Here is a 20884-nt window from a genome sequence, read left to right as displayed (position 1 = left end):
AAAAGTCTAAACCTTTGAAGTGTACCACTGGCTACAGTTTGTGCGCCAATTAGTGAGAAGTTAAGACCATTTCTGTAATTAAAACTTTTTTATGAGAAGAGCCAGGCGTCTGATTTTTTTAAGAGATGTAATGCAATTGGCATTTACTGCTTATGGAGGTCCACAAGCTCATATTGCGCTTTTTATAGAAGTACTCATAGAAAAGCATCAGTATCTCTCCGAGGAGGAATTATTGGAGTTAAATGCGCTTTGCTCCATTTTACCGGGGCCTACTTCTACTCAAACCATTACAGCGGTTGGTTTTAGGCTTGGGGGCCCTTCTTTGGCTTATTGGACACTGTTAATTTGGTGTTTTCCTGCTATTACCCTAATGATTTTGTTAGGGCTTTTAATAAGTCTGGCAGCCTCTTTTGACATTTCATTAGCTTTTACCCGATTTATTCCACCACTGGCAGTGGCTTTTGTGGCCGCAGCAGGGATTAAGATCGCCCGAAAAGTGATTCGGGATGGGGAGGGCGTCGTCATTATGGTGATTTCGGTGGTTTTATGTTTGTTGGCTGCCAGTCCATTCCTTTTTCCCCTGATCTTATTAGCCGCTGGCACCTATACCAGTTGGCGACATCATCAGGAGGAAAAATCTCCTGCAGAAAAAGTGCCCTGGCGTATTGATTGGAAGAATTTCTTTTTATGGATTGGGGTGCTCATAGGAGCTGCGTTGGTCGGGTATTTTACGCAAGACAAATTAGTCCGCCTTTTTGAGAATTTTTACCGGAATGGCAGTCTGGTTTTTGGCGGTGGACAGGTACTTATTCCTTTACTTTACACAGAATTTGTAAGTCTGAAAATGTACCTGACCTCTGAGGAATTTCTGACGGGCTATACCATGGTACAGGCGGTTCCCGGACCTGTATTTTCTTTTTGTGCTTATGTGGGGACGCTCAGTATGCAGCAGCATGGTGTTCCGATGGCTATTTTGGGTGGATTAGTCTCGGCGGTGGGTATTTTCCTTCCCGGCACATTTTTGATATTCTTTGTTATTCGCTTTTGGGAGCGGCTTAAGCATTATGCCGTGATCAAAGCAAGTTTAAAGGGTATTGTGGCGGCCAGCTCTGGTTTTGTGGCTGCAGCAGCCGTTCAGCTGGCCATGCCCATAGAGTGGCAATGGTTGAATATCCTGGTGGTATTGTCAGGCTTTATTCTGATTCTTACCAATAAAGTCCCCGCACCGGTTATCGTTTTACTTACCCTTGGGATAGGCTTAATTTTGTAAATAATCAATACTTGACCCTTCATCCGTTACTTCCAGGCAAATATTAGCGCCATGAATAAAAGGGAGGTTGTGAGCCTCATGACCAATTGGAGCGCCTACCCAGACCGGATATTGATAATTCGCAACATGTTGCAGGATGATTTCTTCCGCCAGTTTTCCGAAAGGATAACGCCCCTCTTTCATGTCTGAAAATTGTCCGATAATCAATCCCGCCAGTTGGGAGAGGACCCCTGATCGCTGTAATTGTATCATCATGCGGTCCAGATGGTAAAGTTGTTCCTCCAGATCCTCCAAAACCAAAATAGCACCTTTCCAATTCGGCTCTGAAGGGCTTGAGAGACAATGATTGATGATGCTGAGGTTTCCACCTAAGATTTTCCCCTTCGCTTTTCCCTGACGGTTTAAAGGGTGTTTAGGGGATGCTAGCTTTGTTGTTTTCCCTTTGAGTAAGCCAAACAAAGCTTGTCGGGCAACTTCTCCTCCTTCCCGGGCATAGGAATTGGGCATTACCCCATGAATGCTGCAGATATGGTATTTTTCCAAATGCAGGTGAATGGCCGTAAGGTCGGAAAATCCCACCAACCATTTTGGTAATTTCCGGAATTGGCTGAAATCCGCCAGGTCAATAATCCTGCTGGCCCCATAGCCCCCGCGTGCAAAGAGAATAGCCTTGATTTCTGGATTGTCCAGTGCTTGCTGAAAATCGGCCAGTCGATCTTCATCTTTTCCGGCTAACATCCCGACCTGGTCCAGGCAATGTGCTCCCAAATGGACACGGAAGCCTTCTTTTTCCAGTATTTTTCGGGCAGCATGAACAGGGGCCTCCATTACCGGGCCGGAAATGGCAACAATGGCAACAGCATCTCCTTCTTTTAAAAATGGCGGGTACAAGGTTTTTTGCATATGGCCTAAAAATAAAAAATCCCAACCGTAAGATTGGGATTTTTAAATTGATATTTTTTTCAAATTAGTTGGAAGCAGGAGGAGTTACTCCAAGATCTTTCAATACTAAATTTGAGATGTTGTCCTCTTCACGCGCATAAAGCAATACTGGGAAACCTGCCGCATCAGAAGTGAATACGTGAGTATAACCATTTGCTTCCGCTACTTTATCAATAGAGTTCTGGATTTTCTTGTAAGTAGGTTCCAATAACTCTTGTTGTTTCTTTTGCAAAGATCCTTGGGCAGTTTGCTGGAACTGCTGGATTTGCTGCTGCATGTTTTGAAGTTCCTGTTGCTTGTCTGCACGAACCTCAGGTACCATCGTCTCGGCTTTTTCGCTGAAGTCTCTGTACTTTGTTTCGAATTCCTGCATTTTAGCTTGCAACTGATTGCCAAGTTGCGCCTCGTACTCCTTCAATTGTGTTTCGATCTGCTTAGCTTCAGGTAACTGGCTTAGGATATAGTCAACATTGGTGTATCCTATTTTAATTGCTGCAGTTTGTGCTTGCGCACCCAAACCCAAAAATACCAACACCAATGCCAGCGCAGTAATTAAGCTTTTATTTTTCATAATTATCCCAAAAATTAAATTTGTTGCAAACTAATAAAGATTAAGAGTTTAAAAAAAAACTCTTCCAATTTATCGATCCGAATTAACACTATTTAACACTATCCTTATTCTACGGTGTCATTAGGATCTCCAAGTCCCAGTTCTTCCAGTACATAGTCGGTGTAATCGTGTATCGGGTCAGTATAAATCATCACCAGTGTTCCGGATTTATCGAAGATCACCTGAAGCCTTTTTTCTTTGGCAACTTTGGATACTGCCTCAAAAACTTTGTCTTGTACCGGCTTGATCAATTCCTTTTTCTTCAGGAAGAACATCCCTTCAAATCCAAAGACTTTTTTGTGGTAGGCTTTAACTTCTTCCTCCTTTCGCTGGATCTCCTTCAGTCTTTCCTCCTTCATTTCGGCAGTCAGCAGAACTTCTTCGGCCTGGAGTTCATCGTATTTGGCCTGGATATCTTTATAACTTTCGGCAATTTCTTTTTGCCAGGTTTCGGAAAGTTTATTAATCTCTGACTGGGCTTCCTGATATTCGGGGATTTTGGTCAGGATGAATTCTGTATCCACATAACCAAATTTCTGAGCCCAGGAATATTGACCTAAACAAAGGCAGGCCAGAAAGCAAAAAAAGAAAGACAGTTTATTCATATGCATTGAAAAGCGTTTTGCTTTAGATTTCAATTTACGCTTCCTAAAAGGAAATTAAACCTAAATATTAGATTATTTTTTGATTTAAGGAAATTAACCGAATTATGAGCGCTTTACCGGATTATTCATACTTAAATCCTCCTTTAGCAGCAAGGGGGAAAATGAAGGAGTAGTTCTTCATTTCAAGTTTTTTCCAAGGAAGAAATAGTTCTTTAGAGTGTGTTTAAAAGCACACCATCCGGCTGCAAATTTGATTAATTTCCATAATAGCCGCTAGACCCCAATTATTGGTTTAAAAAATTCAGGAAAAGATCGGTAATGGGGAGATCGTATGGAGCGTGAGGAAAGGTAAAGCATCCAACGGTGAATAAATTTGTTTAAGCCCTTTGAATCTGCTGGTGCATCATTCCGGTTAAACGGCTGACGTCTTTTCGAAACAGGGCATAAAAAAAGCGATGCTCAAAGGAACATCGCTTTTGTATATTTTTCAATCTGATTATCTGATCTGCTGTCCGATGGTGAAGTGGAACTGAGAACCGGAAGGTCCGCCAGCAGGCTGCGTTGGAGTCGGATCAAATCCGTAACCCCAGTCAATACCAATCAAACCAAAGGCCGGCATAAAGATTCTGGCACCCACACCCGCGGATCTTTTTACATCGAATGGGTCAAAGCTGCTGACCTCATTGAAGTTGTTACCCGCTTCTGCAAAGGTGTGAACATAGATGGTCGCAGATGGATTCAGTGACAGTGGGTAACGCAATTCCGCGGTATATTTTACGAAAGTTGTACCCCCCTGAATTTGTTCTTCCGGGTTGTAAGGAATCAGGGAACGATCCTGATAACCTCTTAAGGCTACGATATCAGTACCCAACATGAAGTTACCTCCGGAAAGACCCGAACCACCCATTTCAAATCTTTCGAAAGGACCTACCCCAACCTGATTGGTATAGGATCCCATATGTCCAAAGTGGGCCTTGGTTTCCAATACCAAATCACCCCAGATTTGTACATAGTTTTTCAGGTCAAAGTTAACCTTATAGAATTCGACAAATCGGTACTTTTCTTCATTATCAATGTTGTCATAATCTTTGTTATTGAACAAAGAATATGGAGGCGTCATGGCCAATCTGGTACTTACCAATGAACCGGTTCGCGGATACATTGGGTTATCCACTGAGTTACGAGACAAAGTCGTAATGAAGGAGAAGTTAGTAGAAGTACCGGTATCAAATCCTAGTCTGGAGTAAGTATAGTTCTCCATTTCGTAAGTCTGCATCGACAATGCGTAGGAAATGGTAAACCATTCATCCGGCCATGTTAATCGTTTTCCAAAGCCTATAGAAGCTCCCCACATTTTCAGGAATCCAATCTGATTCGTGAAACTGAAATCATTGAATGGGAAGATACGCTGTACCGAGTGGTTGAAAGACACATTTAATGAGGTTGGCTTCCTCCCCCCTAGCCAGGGCTCGGTAAATCCGATCGCATAAGATTGATACTGTACCCCATTGGCCTGAACATTCAGGGAAAGCTTTTGTCCATCTCCTGAAGGTAATGGACGGTAGGTACTCTTATCGAAAATATTCTTAACCGAGAAGTTATTAAAGGTCAATCCTACTGTACCTACGAAACCGAAGGATCCACCCCAACCACCGGAAAGGGAAATCTGATCGGAGGGTCGCTCCTGTACGCCCCATTCAATATCTACAGTCTCTGCAGCCATATTGGGCAGTGGAACCGGATTGATGGTTTCTGCATCGAAATAACCCAGCTGGGATAGCTCTCGCTGCGTGGTGATAATTCTTTCTCTCGAAAATTTATCCCCAGGAATTGTTTTTATTTCTCTATATACTACATGGTCATTAGTTCTGTCATTTCCTGTTAGTAGAACCTTGTTAATAGTGAATTGTGCACCTTCCACTATACGCATTTCGACATCAATGGAATCTCCTTCTACTTTTACCTCAACAGGCTCGCAGCGGAATGCCAGATAACCGTTGTCCATATATTGACCGAAAACATCTGGTCCTGTAGGGTTAAAGTTTAGTTTTTTCTGAATTAATTCCATATCATAAACATCGCCCTTCTTTACACCCAGGATTTTGTTCATGATTTCATCAGTGTAAACGAAGTTACCCACCCATTCTACATCTCGGAAATAGTATTTCTGACCTTCCTCAATATGTAAGTCCACATTGATGCGGTCTTTGCCGGAAGCATAAACGGAATCTTCCATGATTTGAGCGTCACGGTAACCTCTGGAGTTGTAATAAGTGATGACTTTATCTAAATCCTCCTCATACTCGGTGCGAATAAATTTGGTGGATTTAAAGAAGTTCAGCTTCACGTTTTCATTCAAATAATCCTTTACGCTGGAGCCGCCGTCATCTTCCTGATGCGTCAGGAAGTATTTCATGTTTTCCGGTTTTCCTAGGGAAATGAGGTCGGAGGCTAACCGGTTAGGCAGTTTAAAACGAAGATTTTCATTGGTTTTCTTCATTTTACGCTTGACCGTTTGGTCATCAATGGCTTCTGCCCCGTAAACATTGATTTTGTCAATCCTTACTTTGTTGTTTTTGGTGACATCGAAAATCAATCGAACACCGCTGGTTACCAGCGTATCTTCAATTTGCTTCGTTTTTACGTCCACATTTAAGTGTCCTTTGTCCACATAGAAGTCACGAATGGAAAGCTCTGCATTTTTCACAATGGCATCGGTCAGTACCCTACCACGGATCAGCTTTATTTTTTCTCCCAATTCCTTGGACTGGCTTTTGGAGATTCCCTGGAATTCAAAACGCGTCAGTCTTGGACGCTCCTTTAATTCCAGTGTTAGGAATGCCTGTCCATCTTCCAGCTTGTTGACCAAAATGGAAACGTCCCCGATAATCCCGTGTTTCCACAGTTTACGGATGGCGTTACTGATGTCATCTCCGGGAATTCTAACCTTGTCACCTACTTTTAGGCCGGTTAAGGAGAGCAATGCCGATTTATTCAGGGTTTCAATTCCTTGTACGTCAATTTCGGCAATTTCATATTCCTTAGGATTTCCATAATCCAGCTTGATGGTGTTGTCAATTTTACGTCCAACACCCATTCTGAATTGTGCAGTGGCTTCTTGAACCAGGCATAATCCAAGGGAAAAAATAGTGATAAATCGGATTATATTAGACAATTTCATGAGTTTTGGGATTGCACCTGTTCGCTAATTTTTCCAAATCTTCGTTCGCGTTTTTGATAATCTAATACCGCTTCAAACAGGTGTTTTTGTCTGAAATCTGGCCATAGGGTATCAGTAATATGTAGTTCGGTATAAGCTATCTGCCACAGTAAAAAATTGCTGATCCTTTTTTCCCCACTGGTTCTAATGAGTAATTCCGGATCAGGAATTTCTGCCGTGTATAGACTTTTACTTATAAAATCTTCGGTAATATCTTCAGGTTTTAGCGCTCCACTTTGTGCGGCTGCCACCATTTTTTGAACACTGTTAATGATCTCGGCCCGGCCACTGTAGCTCAGCGCCAGATTCAAAACCAGCTTGCTGTTGCTTTTGGTATAATTCATTGCCCAGCTTAGTTCTTCCTGACAACCTTTTGGAAGGCTGGATATATCTCCAATAGCATTTATTCTAACACCATTTTTATGAAGATCAGGAGTCTCCTTTTTAATTGTGCTGACGAGCAATTGCATCAAGGCATCAATTTCTAATTTTGGACGGTTCCAGTTTTCGGTGGAGAAGGTATAAAGCGTAAGGTATTTTACCCCCAATTCCATGCTTCCCTCAACCGACTCCCGAACTGCTTTAAGGGCATTTCGATGACCAAAAATCCTGGCTGCTCCTTGTTTTTTAGCCCATCGTCCGTTGCCATCCATGATGATGGCGATATGTTTAGGTATATTATTTGGATTAATCTGTTCCTTCATGCGAAATAACCATTCCTTATCTTCAAGCCTGTAAAGTTGCTTTAATTTTTTTAAGAATAAAAACTTATTAGCAGGGCTTTAGTAAAAATCATGAGGGCATGGAACGCTGAAAAAACCATAACTCAGGGAAAGACCAAAGTAATAGTACATGTCTGCATTCGTGTCATGTCCGTAATAGAAATCTCTTTTTTTAACATCTTCCGGTTCGGAAGGGTAATATCTTTGCGAATGATTACTGGTCTCAATTTCCTGAGAGACATTGTCCAGGCGATCAGTAAAAGTCAAACGCGCGCCAAATTCCAGATTGAGGGTCCAGTTCGGATTTAAACTGTATTTAAAGCCAAAGCCCAGTGGAATCACCAGTGGAAATGCATTTTTTTGTTCAATAAAGCTGTCTCCCCCAGCAATTGTGGCCGTGTAAGAGAATGAATTGTAATTGTATTTTGTAGCCGGGATATTGGCCACTCCAGAGTTTTCAGGGGGGATAGGCGCTATAGAGGAAGTGCCCTGAAAGTAATTGAAACCAACGCCAAGGAATAAATAAGGGGTCCAGGGATAGCCCGAACCACTGCTTTTGTAGTCCATGAAATTGTACTCCATGACAGCGCTTGCCTCGGTCATCAGTGCATTGAAGGAGGCGTTTCGGCTGGTGGCGAAATTATCTCTGGCCGTATTTGCATCGCTTCCCTGAATGCTTCCTACCAGTAACTGGTAGCGCATGGTAAAACCGTACTGATAATTTCGGCGGTAGGCTACCGCCACTGCCGGGAGGGTTTCTTTAAAAGAAAAATTAGGCTGTATGTCTCCCGTATAGGTCATGCCTCCAATCCCGACGCCAATTTCCTGAAATTGGGCATTGGCTTCCTGCTTCCATACCAGAAAAAATCCTAGCAGGAGGGTCAGTTTACAGCATAAATATGTATTGCGCTTGGGTAAAAACACCACTCGTTTTTTGATTACTAGAAACCTCAAATTCGAAATTATTACAAAAATGAGGGGAAATATAATAAAATGCTTTAAACGTATTGCTCTTGCATAAGCAGAATGGTGTGATTGAGACTAAATTTGAGCTGAAGATACAATTTTTTAATTAATTTCTTAGATCCATGCCCCAATTGAGTTTACCACGAAGGGTATCATAGAAGCTATAGTCATTGAGGTGGATGAGCTTTACACCGAAAGATTCTTTTTTTAGTTTGATTTCGGTTTGGTAGGGAATGCTCTGCGAGCGGGAATCCAAAGAAATTAAAACATTGCGTGATCGGCTTTCTATTTCCAGGCGGATTTCAGAATTATCCGGAATAATTAGTGGTCTCACATTTAAGTGGTGCGGACTCACCGGAGTAATGACGAAATTGTTTGATGCCGGATGTAGTAAGGGGCCTCCGCAAGACATGGAATAACCAGTGGAACCTGTTGGAGTGGCTACTATTAATCCATCGGCCCAATAACTGTTGATGTATTCATCATTAATAAAGGCACGAACGGTAATCATAGAGGAGCTATCCTTTTTGGTTACTGTGAATTCATTTAGGGCAAAGTTCTGATTAAGGAAAAAGTTTTCAGGAGTGCGCAAAGAAAGTAAGCTCCTTTCATCTATTCGGTAGTCCCCTTCCTGAATTCTCTTGAAAGTTTCAGAAAACTTATTGATAGGAATTGTAGCCAGGAAACCTAATCTTCCGGTATTTATGCCGAGAATAGGCGTTTCGCTGCTTCCCACATAAGTAACGGTATCTAGCAAGGTGCCATCTCCCCCAAGGGTAATGATTGCATCGCATTCGGGTAAGTTTCCACGCCCAAAAGTACCGGCCAAGGGTAATTTGATACCCCGGTAGTGCAAGACTTTGGCATATCTTTCGGAGAGAAAAATTTTACTACTGTATCGAACAATTCGGTCAAAAATTGTTCGCATAACCGGAATACTTTGTTCTGAGAAGTTTTTACCGTGTAAGGCGACGCGCATCACTATTGTTTTAAAAAAAATAAATCTTAAAAACCCCTCATTTGTTAAGGTTGAGCGGATTTTGGCTTAAAATTACAAAGCCAAATTAAATATTTAAATATTTCATCAAAATATCAAACCGCTCCTGCTCATTGGTTAAACTGGTGGTCTCCTCGAAGCGGGCCTCAATCAGGTAACCAAAGCGCTCCAATGTAGCCACAATTCTTTGCAGGTCGTGGGTGTTGAGTTTAACCGTTAAATGTAACCTTGTAGGATCCTCAGGGTCATCATACACATAGGTGCTGAGGATTTTAGTGTTGTTTTCTTCTATTAGTCGGGTGATTTCAGCCAGGGAATAATCAATCTGTTTCATGGATAGGATTAATATTCCTCCGGGACTTTGAATGGCCGATAATTGCGATAAGGCTTTCAGGGTATCATTTAAGGTAATGATACCCTGGAAATTTAAATCTTCGTCCACCACGGCTACAATGTCCACCCCGTAGTCGGTAGAGAGTTTGATAACATCCAGCATATGCTGATGTTTCTGAACATAACATTGTTCCGCAATCAAATCATATTCCCCCACCAAGGCGTCGATATTATTATTCTCTAATACCAACTCCTCGGAGATCATGCCCTTGAATTTTCGATTGTCCACCACCGGAAGTTGGTGCATGCGCAATTCTTCCATCCATAAAAGCGCCTTTTGCGAATTGTCAGATGATTTTAATGGTGGAATGGAGTGGTTTATCAGAGATTCTGCAATCATATTATTTTTCAGTTCAGGAATCGATCTACGATCTGGTTAAAAACATCCGGATGTTCCATCATGGGAGCATGACAGCACCGGTCAATGAATCGTAGTTGAGTGTCAGGTATAAGCCGGTCAAAATCATAGGCCACTTCCGGAGGGGTAATGGTATCATTGGTACCCCACACCAAAAGCGTTTTGGCTTTAATTTTTGGCAACTCGTCGGTTAAATTGTTCCGTTGAGCGGACTTAGCTATACTAACGATTTTCATACACTTTGGGATGCTGTTCGTGATATTAAAAACCTCATCCACATATTCCTTAGTGGCTACTTTAGGGTCATAGAAGGTATATTCTACTTTTTCTTTGATGAACTGGTAGTTTCCCCTTTTGGGGAAAGAGCTACCCATGGAGTTTTCAAATAGGCCGGAAGAGCCGGTCAGAATTAATTTATCCACCTCATCAGGGTGTGCCAGCGCATACATCAAAGCAAGATGTCCCCCCAGAGAGTTGCCCATGATGATCATATGATTCAATCCCTTCATTTGGACGAATGCTTCAATATGCGCAAGTAGGCCCTCCAGGTTGGCCTGTTTTCTTGGGATTTCATAAATGGGTAATAAAGGAATAACGACCCTGAACCCCTCCTTGAAGTGATTCACGACTCCATCCCAATTACTTAGGGCGCCAAATAACCCATGAAGCAACATGATGGTTTGCCCCTCACCCTCCTCTATATACTGAAAGCCCTGAGCTTCCTTAATTTCAATAGTCATGCAATAACATTAATATAGACTAAAAGCCATTAGAGGATATTAGCCTGTAGAAATAATATTTGGCAATTTAGCTGAAATGCAATGGATATCAAATGATGCGATGGTGTTCACACCAATTCCTAAGCATTTGCAGTCCTTCATCAGTACAAATAGCTTCCGGGTGAAATTGTATGCCGGTCATTTTCTTCTCAAAATGCTCAATGGCCATTATTTCTCCCTGCTTTGTTTCGGCAGTTATTTGAATATCAGATCTTAATGGCTTTTGTAGGACTAGAGAATGATAACGGGTTACCTTCGAGTGTTTTCCTAAATCCCTGAATGGAATGCCGGTTGGAGAGATTTTGATTTCGGTAATTTTTCCATGCAGAGGTTGAATGGCCTGAATGACTTTCTCGCCCAGGTATTGGCCAATGGCCTGATGTCCCAGGCAAACGCCTAGCATGGGTAATTGACCATCAAAATATGCAATATACTCCATTAATCGCCCAGCTCCGGAAGGAGTGCCCGGGCCGGGAGAAAGGACGATGGCCCTTACACCCTCCAGGTTTAAATCATGGATGGGGGTATTATTTCGGTAAACCCGGCATTTCACACCAATTTGCGCAAAATAATCCACCAGGTTGTAGGTGAAGGAATCGAAATTATCAATCAGTAATATCAATGTTACACGCTTTTTGGAATGTCCGGAATTTCGAACTCTATGGGAGGAAAGAAGCCCGCTACGAAGTCAGCCAAATCTGCCAAAATAGGAAATGCCATGCTACTACTCATTAATTCGTCGGCTTTTTCAGGGGCAAAATGCTGAATGGCAAAAACAATAACGCCCAGAAAGAGAGCGATCTTAATAATTCCCAATAAGCCACCAGCTAAAGTGTCTAAACTTCCGAGTAGTGTCATATGGATAATTTTTTTCAGGAAAGTTCCGATGAAATGTACCCCTACAACAAAAACAATGAAGACCAAAACGAAAGCGAGATATGGCAGGTAGCTGATATCAATGCTTACAAAAGGTTTTAACAGGCTGGTAGCGATATCCTGGAATTGTACAGCGCCCCATATCGCAATAAACAGGCTTAAAGTCGTGACAATGCTGACGATAAGTCCCTTTTTAAATCCATTGTAGGCGCCATAACCCATAAGAACCAAGGCGCCTATATCAAAAATACTGATCAAAATAGTTTTGAATTATTGATTAAGTAAAGTCTTCACCATGGTGGAAATAGATTTTCCATCAGCTTTTCCGGCAAGGGATTTAGTGGCAACGCCCATCACTTTCCCCATATCTTTAGGGCCTTCCGCACCGGTTTCAGCAATAATGGAGGTGATCGCCGCCTTTAACTCCTCTTCCGAAAGCGGCTGTGGCAAGTATTGCTCAATCACAGCAACTTCAGAAAGTTCAATTTCTGCTAAATCCTCACGATTTTGTGATTGATACATATCAGCAGATTCTTTTCTTTGTTTTACCGCCTTTTGAAGAATCTTGATTTCCTGCTCTTCATTCAACTCACTGGCACTGCCCTTCTCTGTCTCAGCTAGCATAATCATGGACTTGATTGCTCTTAAGGCTCTCAAATCGTCTTTTTTCTTGGCTAGCATAGCTTTTTTAATATCGGTATTGATGGTCTCCTTTAAGCTCATAAGTTTTCTTTTTATTTTTTGAAATATTATTTGGATACAAAGGTAGGGATTTAAGCATTCGGTGGAATAGTTCGACTAAAGCCTCCTGAAAATCTCTTAAAATACTAACTTGCGCCTAAATTTAATAAATCAGGTAATGATATGACGAAGCTGAGTGTAAATATCAATAAAATCGCTACCCTTCGCAATTCGCGCGGTGGGGACAATCCGAATGTTGTAAAAGCGGCACTGGATGCGGAAAGGTTTGGTGCGGAAGGAATCACGGTGCATCCCAGACCGGATGAGCGACATATCACCTACCAGGATGTTTTGGATTTGAGCGAAGTGGTGACTACTGAATTCAATATTGAGGGTTATCCGGATGAGCGTTTTATGGAAATCATCAAAAAGGTGAAGCCCGCTCAGGCGACTTTGGTGCCGGACCCACCAACAGCCATTACCTCCAATGCAGGCTGGGATACGGTTAAGCATGAAGGTTTTCTGAAAGAGATTTGCGAGGCTATTAAAGCAGAGGGAGTTCGGGTTTCTATTTTTGTGGATCCTGACCCTCAATTTGTAATGGGAGCGAAAAATTGCGGAGCGGATAGAATTGAGTTGTACACCGAGCCATATGCGGCTAACTTCCATAAAGACAAAGAGGAGGCGGTATCCCATTATGTGGCGGCAGCAGTGAAAGCGCAGGAATTAGGCTTAGGGATCAATGCAGGCCATGATTTGGATTTGGATAATCTGAAATATCTTAAAGAACAATTGCCGCAATTAGATGAAGTATCTATCGGCCACGCTTTAGTATGTGATGCCCTCTATATGGGATTTGAAAATACCATTCAACTTTACCTTCGACAGTTAAAATAAACCAGCATGCAGCTTAACTTTAAACAGGTTGGGGAGGGCACTCCCCTGATTATATTACATGGCTTATTCGGCTCTCTGGATAACTGGATGACCTTTGCCCGTGCCATAGCAGCAAAGCGTACCGTTTATTTGGTAGATCAGCGAAACCATGGGGGCTCGCCCCATGCAATGGATCACCATTATGAGGCGATGGCAGATGATTTGGAGGTGTTTTTTCAATCTCATCAGATCGAAGAGGCTGATATCATCGGACACTCCATGGGAGGGAAAACGGCCATGCAGTTTGCTTGTGAGCATCCTGAAAAAGTTAAGCAATTAGTAGTAGTGGATATCGCCCCCAAGGAGTATCCGGTGCATCATCAATTGATTATTGAAGCATTAGAGGCTATTGATTTGTCTGCCATTAAAAGTCGGGGGCAGGCGGATGAGCAAATGAGTAAATTGATTGAAGACTTTGGAGTAAGACAATTTCTTTTGAAAGGCCTGGCCAGAGGTCCGGAAGGTTTTCGATGGAAATTCAATTTAGAAGTGATAAAAGATCAAATTGAGAACATTGTGGTGCCTTTGGATTCGCAATCTCATTTTGACGGGCCTTCCGTTTTTATCAGAGGAGCCAGATCCAATTATATCCTGGAGGAAGATTTTGATGGTATTTTGAGACAATTTCCTCATGCTTCATTCGAGACCATTGCAGAGGCGGGTCATTGGATTCATGCAGAAAAACCTCAGGCATTTCTGGAGGTGATCAGTAAATATTTATAAGATGTCAAAGAATAAAGGTACACTATATTTAATCCCCAACGTCATTGCAGACGAAACGGCTCCGGCAGTAATTGCAGAGCAGGTTCGTGAAGTGGTGAAGGATACACAGTACTTTTTGGTGGAAAATATCAGAACGGCCAGAAGGTATATCTCCAGCTTGAAATTGGGCCTGACCATTGAAGAGTTGAGATTCGAAGTTTTGGATAAAAAGACCAAAGATACCCAGCTGGCTCAATTGATGCAGCCCGTACTGAATGGTGAGAATGTCGGGATTATCTCAGAGTCGGGTTGTCCGGGAATCGCTGATCCGGGGGCATTGGCCGTAGATTTTGCGCATAATAAGGGAATTCAGGTGGTGCCTTTAGTGGGGCCTTCCTCCATTTTTATGGCCTTGATGTCTTCCGGTTTTTCAGGGCAGTCCTTTGCCTTTAGCGGTTACCTTCCGATTGATAAAAAAAGAAGAGTTGAGGCGATCAAGCGTTTAGAGAAAACGGCTAAAGATTTTCATCAAACGCAGATTTTTATGGAGACGCCTTATAGGAATGATCATCTTTTTAACGATTTAGTGAAAAACTGCAATCCGAACGTCAAACTTTGCGTAGCTAAAGATGTTTCCGGTAAGGAGGAATTCATTAAAACCAAGACAATCGCTCAATGGAGAAAAGAGAAATTGACCATAGGCAAATTCCCGACAATTTTTGTACTTAGTGTTTAAAAACGTATTTAGTTTCAGGCATTTTCTCTAACTTTGAATTTCGATTTAACATTCATGTTCTTTGCAAGGGAGTGTTTTTCTTGGTCTGAGTGCCAAGGCGGTTTTGGTCCCCTTGCCGAGTTCAAAAAATCCTAAAATCATATTTTAATATGTCTTATTTCTTTACGTCAGAATCAGTATCAGAAGGGCACCCGGATAAAGTTGCCGATCAAATTTCTGATGCACTTATCGACCATTTTTTGGCCTTTGATAAGCATTCAAAAGTTGCGTGTGAAACCTTGGTGACTACTGGTCAGGTAGTTTTGGCCGGGGAGGTGAAATCCAAAGCTTATTTGGATGTACAGCAAATCGCTCGTGACGTTATCAATAAAATTGGATATACCAAGGGAGAGTATCAGTTTGATGGTAATTCTTGTGGCGTTATCTCCGCTATTCATGAGCAATCTGATGATATCAATCGTGGTGTTGACCGTGAGGATAGAGAAAATCAGGGTGCAGGGGACCAGGGGATGATGTTTGGTTATGCGACCAATGAAACTGAGAACTACATGCCACTGGCATTGGAAATTTCTCATCGTATTCTTCGCGAACTTGCAGATTTGCGTCGCGAGGGGAATGAAATTCCTTATTTGCGTCCGGATGCAAAATCTCAGGTGACTGTTCAGTACTCTGATGACCATAAGCCGGAGCGCATTGAAGCGATTGTAGTTTCTACTCAGCACGATCCTTTCGCGGATACCGATGAGGAGATGCTCGGTAAAATTGAAGCCGATATCAAGGAGATTTTGTTGCCAAGAGTGATTTCTAGCTTGCCGGTACATATTCAGGATCTTTTTGGGGCGGATATCAAATATCACATTAACCCTACCGGGAAATTTGTGATTGGAGGTCCTCATGGTGATACCGGTTTGACTGGTCGCAAAATTATTGTGGATACTTATGGCGGTCGTGGAGCTCATGGTGGAGGTGCTTTTTCAGGTAAAGATCCATCAAAAGTAGACCGTTCAGCAGCCTATGCCACTCGTCATATTGCCAAGAATTTAGTTGCAGCAGGTGTAGCGGATGAGGTGTTGGTGCAGGTTTCTTACGCTATTGGCGTAGCGGAGCCGACCGGTGTTTATGTCAATACCAACGGTACCGCCAAGGTAGACTTAACGGATGGTGAGATTGCGGAAAAGGTGAAGGCCATTTTTGATATGCGTCCTTACGCTATTGAGCAGCGCTTAAAACTACGAAACCCCATTTATCAGGAAACAGCTGCTTATGGTCACATGGGTAGAACTTCAGAAGTTAAAAAAGTTTCTTTCCCAAATCCGTACTCGGAGCCTGTAGTGTTGGAAGTGGAAACTTTCACCTGGGAAAAATTGGACTATGTAGAAGCCATTAAAAATGCTTTTAGTCTATAAGGATTTAGCTTGAATAGCTTGTCTTTTAAAAATAGGATTTGGCCTTAGGCTGGATCCTATTTTTTTATGTGAAACCTATTCTTAAGCCGGATTCTTCAGGCTAAAACCTTCGTTTGGCTGGTGGGTAGGAAAATGAAGGGATTTTGCTTATTTCGAGTTTTTTCATGGAGTTAGACCAATGAAAAGAAAGCAAGCTTAGGGTGGGTTTAAAATCCAAAATTCGTAGCGAAAATTTGAAGCGTTGCAGAATCGCTACCCGAATATTTTGAGAGAATAGCATCGCTATTATGGAGAAGTTGCTCTTACCTAATTTTGGTCATTAAAAAATCAGCAAGCCCAACCAAATTATGCTGATAATGAACTTTCTGGGGTGGGGTATTGAACCTAGTGGTGAATAATTCAAGTTAGAATTCATTTCAAGGAATAGTGGGGCAAAAAAAAACCGACCCAAAGGCCGGCTTTTTTTTATTATGCTTTTTATTCGAACTCTTCTTCAAGCTCCTCCTCGGAGATTGCTTCTTGATTAAGAAGAACTTCTTTATTGTTTTGCTTGTCGGTTAATTTTTCCTTGTATTTTTTTAGTTGTCGTCTTAAGCTTTCTGTCGCCTCGTCCGTTGCCGCCTCGAATGAACTACCGGTTGCTTTAGCGAAAAGCTGAGTTTTTGGTAAGTTTAATTTAATTTCTACGATCTTATTCTCGTTATCGTCATTTTTAGCCAGACGTAAGAATACTTCGCCGTCAATAATTCTGTCGAAAAAAGTCTCCAGTTTGTCAACTTTCTTCTGAATGAAGTCTAATAGCTTGATATCAGCTGTAAAGTGAATAGAATGCATCTGCAACTTCATAAGCGAAATGTATTTTAAGTGATCTATTTATGGATATCTTCCTCGGCCTTTGGATGGGCCTGATTGAAAACATCCTTTAATTTTCCAATACTATTATGTGTGTAAACCTGCGTAGCAGATAAACTACTATGTCCTAAAAGATCTTTAATGGCATTTAAATCAGCTCCGCGGTTCAAAAGATGGGTAGCAAACGTATGTCTCAGAATGTGTGGGCTCTTCTGGTCTATAGTTTTAAAAATTTCCAAGTACTCCTTCACCTTCTTATAAATAAAAGTTGGATACGATTGCTTTCCACTATTGGTAACGATTAAAAATTCGCAAGTGTTACCCGAAAATTCAATTAGTTTTTGTTCTTCATATCGGGGAATAAGCTCTCTGAGGGTGCTATTTAGTGGTATTAGTCTGATTTTGTTACCTTTACCCCTGACTCTGACCGTGTAATTTTTTTTATCAATTTGTTCACTTTTTAACTCAATTAACTCCGCCCGTCTTATACCGGTGCCATATAAGAGCTCTAATATTAATCGATCTCTAAGGCCTTGGAAGTCCTCGGGCAGGTGAGACAGTTGGTCCAAAAAGTGATTAAGTTGGTCTTCCGGAATAAATTTTGGAACGCGCTTAGGCTTTTTTAAAGTTTTAAGTTTTTCGGTAGGGTCTTTCTCAATGGTGCCTCTTTTCAGACAAAATTTGAAAAAGCTTTTCAGGCAGGCGATTTTTCGGTTTATAGAAGTTATCGCCATTTCTTCCTCTGAAAGATAAATGATCCACTGCCTCAATTCATTGGGGGAGACCAAATGAACGGGGGTCTCTATGGCATTTTCCTGAAGGTAGAGAGAAAATTTGTTAAGGTCATTTTCGTAAGAGATGATGGTATGTTGGCTGAGTCTTTTTTCATAAGCCATATACCTCAAAAAATCCTTAATCATATTTTTAGTGAAAAGGTAATCAATGTGAAATTATGGAGCAGGTGATTTACGTGTTGTTTTTCACCAGCCAATTTGATTACCTGAAAAATGGGCAAAAAAAAAGTACCATCTTAGGATGGTACTTAATTTTTTCAAAAAACTATTAATTAATAGTTTTCTTCAGCGTACATTTTCTGCTTATAAGCAGCCTTTAGTCTCTGCTGTCTGTTAGTGATAGAAGGCTTAGTGTAGAAGTTACGTGCTCTCAATTCACGCAATACTCCAGTACGCTCAAATTTTTTCTTGAAGCGCTTAAGCGCTTTCTCGATGCTTTCGTTTTCTTTTACGTTTACGATGATCATAATATATCTCTATTTCAATTTCGTTCAATTCAATCGGAACGCAAAGATAGGATATTAATTTTTAATTTCCCCACCATTGCCAGCTTTTTCTTTAAAAATAAGCGGATTAGCGAAAAACAGCTCAAGATCTGATCAAAAAAATATTTTTTGAATTGTAATTTTTCACGAACAACTACAAAAAAAATAAGTTAACCCTGTGTTTCCATTAGGAATATTTTTCAATTATCATTTAAACCCCAACACAATGAAAATTGCAGTAGTAGGAACAGGCTATGTCGGATTAGTAACCGGAACTTGTTTTGCTGAGACCGGAAATCATGTGACCTGTGTAGATATAGATGAGCGCAAAGTGGCAAAAATGCGCAATCGTGAAATGCCCATATTTGAACCCGGTCTGGATCTTTTATTTCATAGAAATATTGACCAGGGTAGGTTGTCCTTTACCACTTCTTTAGCGGAAGGAATTGAAGGGGCTAAAGTTATCTTTTTGGCATTGCCCACGCCTCCCGGGGAAGATGGATCTGCCGACCTGAAGTACATTTTGCAGGTGGCGGAAGAATTAGGGCCAATTTTGAATCAATATGTTGTCGTGGTGGATAAATCAACGGTACCAGTCGGAACCGCTGAGAAAGTCAGAGCTAGAATTGCGGCAAATGCCACTGTTGACTTCGATGTGGTGTCTAATCCTGAATTTTTACGGGAAGGAGTGGCTGTGGATGATTTTATGAAACCTGACCGGGTGGTCGTAGGAACCACCTCCAAAGATGCGCAGAAAGTGATGGAGCAATTATATGCGCCGCTGGTTCGGCAGGGGAATCCGGTGATTTTTATGGATGAGAAATCAGCGGAATTGACCAAGTATGCTGCCAATTCATTTCTGGCGACCAAAATTACCTTTATGAATGAGATTGCCAATCTGTGCGAGTTAGTGGGTGCTGATGTGGACGCGGTTCGACGTGGAGTGGGAACCGATACCCGAATTGGCAACCGATTTTTATTTGCGGGCATAGGTTATGGAGGTTCATGCTTTCCAAAGGATGTTCAGGCTTTGGAGAAAACGTCCAAAGAATATGAATATGATTTTAAGCTTTTGGATGCTGTAATGGAGGTGAACCATCGCCAAAAGACAAAGCTTTTTCCAAAATTGATCGAGTATTTTGGTGGAAGCCTGAAGGGAAAAACAATCGCTGTTTGGGGCTTGGCATTTAAACCAAATACAGATGATATTAGAGAGGCTCCGGCTCTTTATAATATTAAAGACTTTTTGGAGGCTGGAGCGAGGGTGAAAGTCTATGATCCTGAAGCGATGGAAAATGTGAAAGAAATTTTCGGGGATCAAATAACTTATTGTTCACACCAATATGCCGCTTCTGATGAGTCAGATGCTTTGGTGATTTTTACCGAATGGCCAGTCTTCCGTACCCCGGATTTTGATGTCCTACAAAAAGGCTTGAATAACCCCATCATATTTGACGGCAGAAACCTTTATGATTTGGAAGTCATGAAAGAGCTCGGTTTTGATTATATTAGCGTGGGACGAGCAGAAGTTCGTAAACATCAAACTGTAAAGGTTTAAGTCATATGAAAAGAGTATTAATCACAGGTGCAGCCGGTTTTTTGGGTTCGCACCTGTGTGACCGTTTTATAAAGGAAGGCTACCATGTCATGGCCATGGATAACCTGATCACTGGGGATTTAAAGAATATAGAGCATCTTTTCCCGCTTTCTAACTTTGAATTTTATAATCACGATGTATCTAATTTCGTGCATGTTTCCGGTGACTTAGATTTCATCCTTCATTTTGCCTCACCAGCTTCTCCTATCGACTATTTGAAAATCCCGATTCAAACATTGAAGGTGGGCTCATTAGGTACACACAACTTGTTAGGATTAGCCAAATCAAAGGGAGCCCGGATGTTGATTGCCTCTACTTCCGAGGTTTATGGAGATCCTGAGGTTCATCCTCAAAAAGAGGATTATTGGGGGAATGTAAATCCTGTCGGGCCTCGAGGTGTTTATGACGAAGCCAAACGATTTCAGGAGGCCATGACCATGGCCTACCATACCTATCATGGGGTAGAAACTCGGATTGTCCGTATTTTCAATACCTATGGTCCCAGAATGCGTCTGAATGATGGGCGAGTATTACCGGCCTTCATAGGGCAAGCCTTAAGAGGAGAGGACTTAACTGTATTTGGGGATGGCTCTCAAACCCGCTCCTTCTGCTATGTTGATGATTTGGTGGAAGGGATTTATCGCTTATTGCACTCGGATTATGCTCATCCGGTGAATATTGGAAATCCTAATGAGATTACCATTGGGGAATTCGCAGAAGAGATTATTAAGCTTACAGGAACAGATCAAAAAGTGATCTATAAAGAATTGCCTACCGATGATCCTAAAAAAAGGCAACCAGATATTTCTTTAGCAAAAGATATACTAGATTGGGAACCTAAAGTTTCCCGGGCGGAAGGGCTTAAAATCACCTATGAGTATTTCAAGTCCTTATCCGAATCGGAGCTTTATAAAAAAGAGCATAATAATTTTGAGCAATACATAAAAAAGTAACTTT

The 20884-nt window shown here is 41.6% G+C and carries 22 protein-coding genes; 7 read left to right on the top strand and 15 right to left on the bottom strand.

Annotated features, from left to right (window positions below; all coding sequences use genetic code 11):
* Positions 1 to 91 precede the first annotated feature (91 nt).
* Positions 92 to 1270 (top strand): chromate efflux transporter, encoded by a 1179-nt coding sequence (gene chrA, locus NG22_RS13250; RefSeq protein ID WP_053406168.1) that lies wholly within the window; start codon positions 92 to 94, stop codon positions 1268 to 1270.
* On the opposite strand, the gene NG22_RS13245 is transcribed toward chrA, so the two are convergent.
* The 12 genes from NG22_RS13245 to NG22_RS13190 all read right to left on the bottom strand — a co-directional run bounded on the left by NG22_RS13245 (position 1259) and on the right by NG22_RS13190 (position 12461).
* Entirely contained in the window at positions 1259 to 2173 is a 915-nt protein-coding gene (locus tag NG22_RS13245; RefSeq protein WP_053406167.1) for an LD-carboxypeptidase, read from the bottom strand. The two genes, chrA and NG22_RS13245, sit on opposite strands and share 12 nt — an antisense overlap.
* A gap of 64 nt (positions 2174 to 2237) precedes the next feature.
* Positions 2238 to 2783, bottom strand: a complete 546-nt coding sequence (locus tag NG22_RS13240; protein ID WP_053406166.1) for an OmpH family outer membrane protein — start codon at positions 2781 to 2783, stop codon at positions 2238 to 2240.
* A gap of 104 nt (positions 2784 to 2887) precedes the next feature.
* The gene (locus tag NG22_RS13235) at positions 2888 to 3433 is read right to left on the bottom strand and encodes an OmpH family outer membrane protein (protein ID WP_367379238.1); all 546 of its coding nucleotides are present in this window, start codon (positions 3431 to 3433) and stop codon (positions 2888 to 2890) included.
* A 490-nt stretch (positions 3434 to 3923) separates the two neighbouring features.
* A complete protein-coding gene (locus tag NG22_RS13230) occupies positions 3924 to 6602 on the bottom strand; it encodes an outer membrane protein assembly factor (protein ID WP_253275692.1) in 2679 nt (892 codons plus the stop codon).
* A gap of 2 nt (positions 6603 to 6604) precedes the next feature.
* Positions 6605 to 7351 carry an isoprenyl transferase gene (locus NG22_RS13225; protein WP_053406165.1) on the bottom strand — a complete coding sequence of 249 codons (747 nt, stop codon included), beginning with the start codon at positions 7349 to 7351 and terminating at the stop codon, positions 6605 to 6607.
* Positions 7352 to 7429: 78 nt separating this feature from the next.
* On the bottom strand, positions 7430 to 8323 hold the full coding sequence (locus tag NG22_RS13220; RefSeq protein ID WP_157601081.1) for a DUF6089 family protein: 894 nt from the start codon (positions 8321 to 8323) through the stop codon (positions 7430 to 7432).
* A gap of 118 nt (positions 8324 to 8441) precedes the next feature.
* Positions 8442 to 9314, bottom strand: coding sequence for an NAD kinase (locus NG22_RS13215; RefSeq protein WP_053406163.1), 873 nt, complete (start codon positions 9312 to 9314; stop codon positions 8442 to 8444).
* An 85-nt stretch (positions 9315 to 9399) separates the two neighbouring features.
* Positions 9400 to 10065 carry a CBS domain-containing protein gene (locus NG22_RS13210; protein ID WP_053406162.1) on the bottom strand — a complete coding sequence of 222 codons (666 nt, stop codon included), beginning with the start codon at positions 10063 to 10065 and terminating at the stop codon, positions 9400 to 9402.
* 8 nt (positions 10066 to 10073) lie between these two features.
* Entirely contained in the window at positions 10074 to 10823 is a 750-nt protein-coding gene (locus tag NG22_RS13205) for an alpha/beta fold hydrolase (RefSeq protein WP_053406161.1), read from the bottom strand.
* Between the two features lie 88 nt (positions 10824 to 10911).
* Complete coding sequence (locus NG22_RS13200; RefSeq protein WP_053406160.1) at positions 10912 to 11484, bottom strand: aminodeoxychorismate/anthranilate synthase component II; 573 nt, start codon at positions 11482 to 11484, stop codon at positions 10912 to 10914.
* 2 nt (positions 11485 to 11486) lie between these two features.
* The gene (locus NG22_RS13195) at positions 11487 to 11996 is read right to left on the bottom strand and encodes a CvpA family protein (RefSeq protein WP_157601079.1); all 510 of its coding nucleotides are present in this window, start codon (positions 11994 to 11996) and stop codon (positions 11487 to 11489) included.
* Between the two features lie 12 nt (positions 11997 to 12008).
* Complete coding sequence (locus NG22_RS13190; protein ID WP_053406158.1) at positions 12009 to 12461, bottom strand: GatB/YqeY domain-containing protein; 453 nt, start codon at positions 12459 to 12461, stop codon at positions 12009 to 12011.
* Positions 12462 to 12602: 141 nt separating this feature from the next.
* Between NG22_RS13190 and NG22_RS13185 the strand changes: the two genes are divergently transcribed.
* From NG22_RS13185 to metK, 4 genes are all read left to right on the top strand, one after another.
* Entirely contained in the window at positions 12603 to 13316 is a 714-nt protein-coding gene (locus tag NG22_RS13185) for a pyridoxine 5'-phosphate synthase (RefSeq protein WP_053406157.1), read from the top strand.
* A gap of 6 nt (positions 13317 to 13322) precedes the next feature.
* Positions 13323 to 14078 (top strand): alpha/beta fold hydrolase, encoded by a 756-nt coding sequence (locus tag NG22_RS13180; protein ID WP_053406156.1) that lies wholly within the window; start codon positions 13323 to 13325, stop codon positions 14076 to 14078.
* Position 14079: 1 nt separating this feature from the next.
* Positions 14080 to 14793: an SAM-dependent methyltransferase gene (locus NG22_RS13175; protein WP_053406155.1), complete on the top strand. Its 714-nt coding sequence runs from the start codon at positions 14080 to 14082 to the stop codon at positions 14791 to 14793.
* A 149-nt stretch (positions 14794 to 14942) separates the two neighbouring features.
* Positions 14943 to 16199 (top strand): methionine adenosyltransferase, encoded by a 1257-nt coding sequence (metK, locus tag NG22_RS13170; RefSeq protein ID WP_053406154.1) that lies wholly within the window; start codon positions 14943 to 14945, stop codon positions 16197 to 16199.
* Between the two features lie 477 nt (positions 16200 to 16676).
* Here the strand turns inward: metK and raiA are convergent, their stop codons facing one another.
* The 3 genes from raiA to rpsU form a co-directional block, all read right to left on the bottom strand.
* Complete coding sequence (gene raiA, locus NG22_RS13165; RefSeq protein WP_082305080.1) at positions 16677 to 17045, bottom strand: ribosome-associated translation inhibitor RaiA; 369 nt, start codon at positions 17043 to 17045, stop codon at positions 16677 to 16679.
* 23 nt (positions 17046 to 17068) lie between these two features.
* Positions 17069 to 17971, bottom strand: a complete 903-nt coding sequence (locus NG22_RS13160; RefSeq protein ID WP_053406153.1) for a tyrosine-type recombinase/integrase — start codon at positions 17969 to 17971, stop codon at positions 17069 to 17071.
* Positions 17972 to 18117: 146 nt separating this feature from the next.
* Positions 18118 to 18312 (bottom strand): 30S ribosomal protein S21, encoded by a 195-nt coding sequence (gene rpsU / locus NG22_RS13155; protein WP_053406152.1) that lies wholly within the window; start codon positions 18310 to 18312, stop codon positions 18118 to 18120.
* A 244-nt stretch (positions 18313 to 18556) separates the two neighbouring features.
* On the opposite strand from rpsU, the gene NG22_RS13150 reads away from it, so the two are divergent.
* On the top strand, positions 18557 to 19888 hold the full coding sequence (locus tag NG22_RS13150; RefSeq protein WP_053406151.1) for a UDP-glucose/GDP-mannose dehydrogenase family protein: 1332 nt from the start codon (positions 18557 to 18559) through the stop codon (positions 19886 to 19888).
* 5 nt (positions 19889 to 19893) lie between these two features.
* Complete coding sequence (locus NG22_RS13145) at positions 19894 to 20880, top strand: UDP-glucuronic acid decarboxylase family protein (protein WP_053406150.1); 987 nt, start codon at positions 19894 to 19896, stop codon at positions 20878 to 20880.
* Positions 20881 to 20884: the final 4 nt, after the last annotated feature.

It is taken from the genome of Persicobacter sp. CCB-QB2, assembly GCF_001274635.1.
Lineage (GTDB): Bacteria > Bacteroidota > Bacteroidia > Cytophagales > Cyclobacteriaceae > Persicobacter > Persicobacter diffluens.
This window is presented reverse-complemented; position numbering and strand designations above follow the sequence as displayed.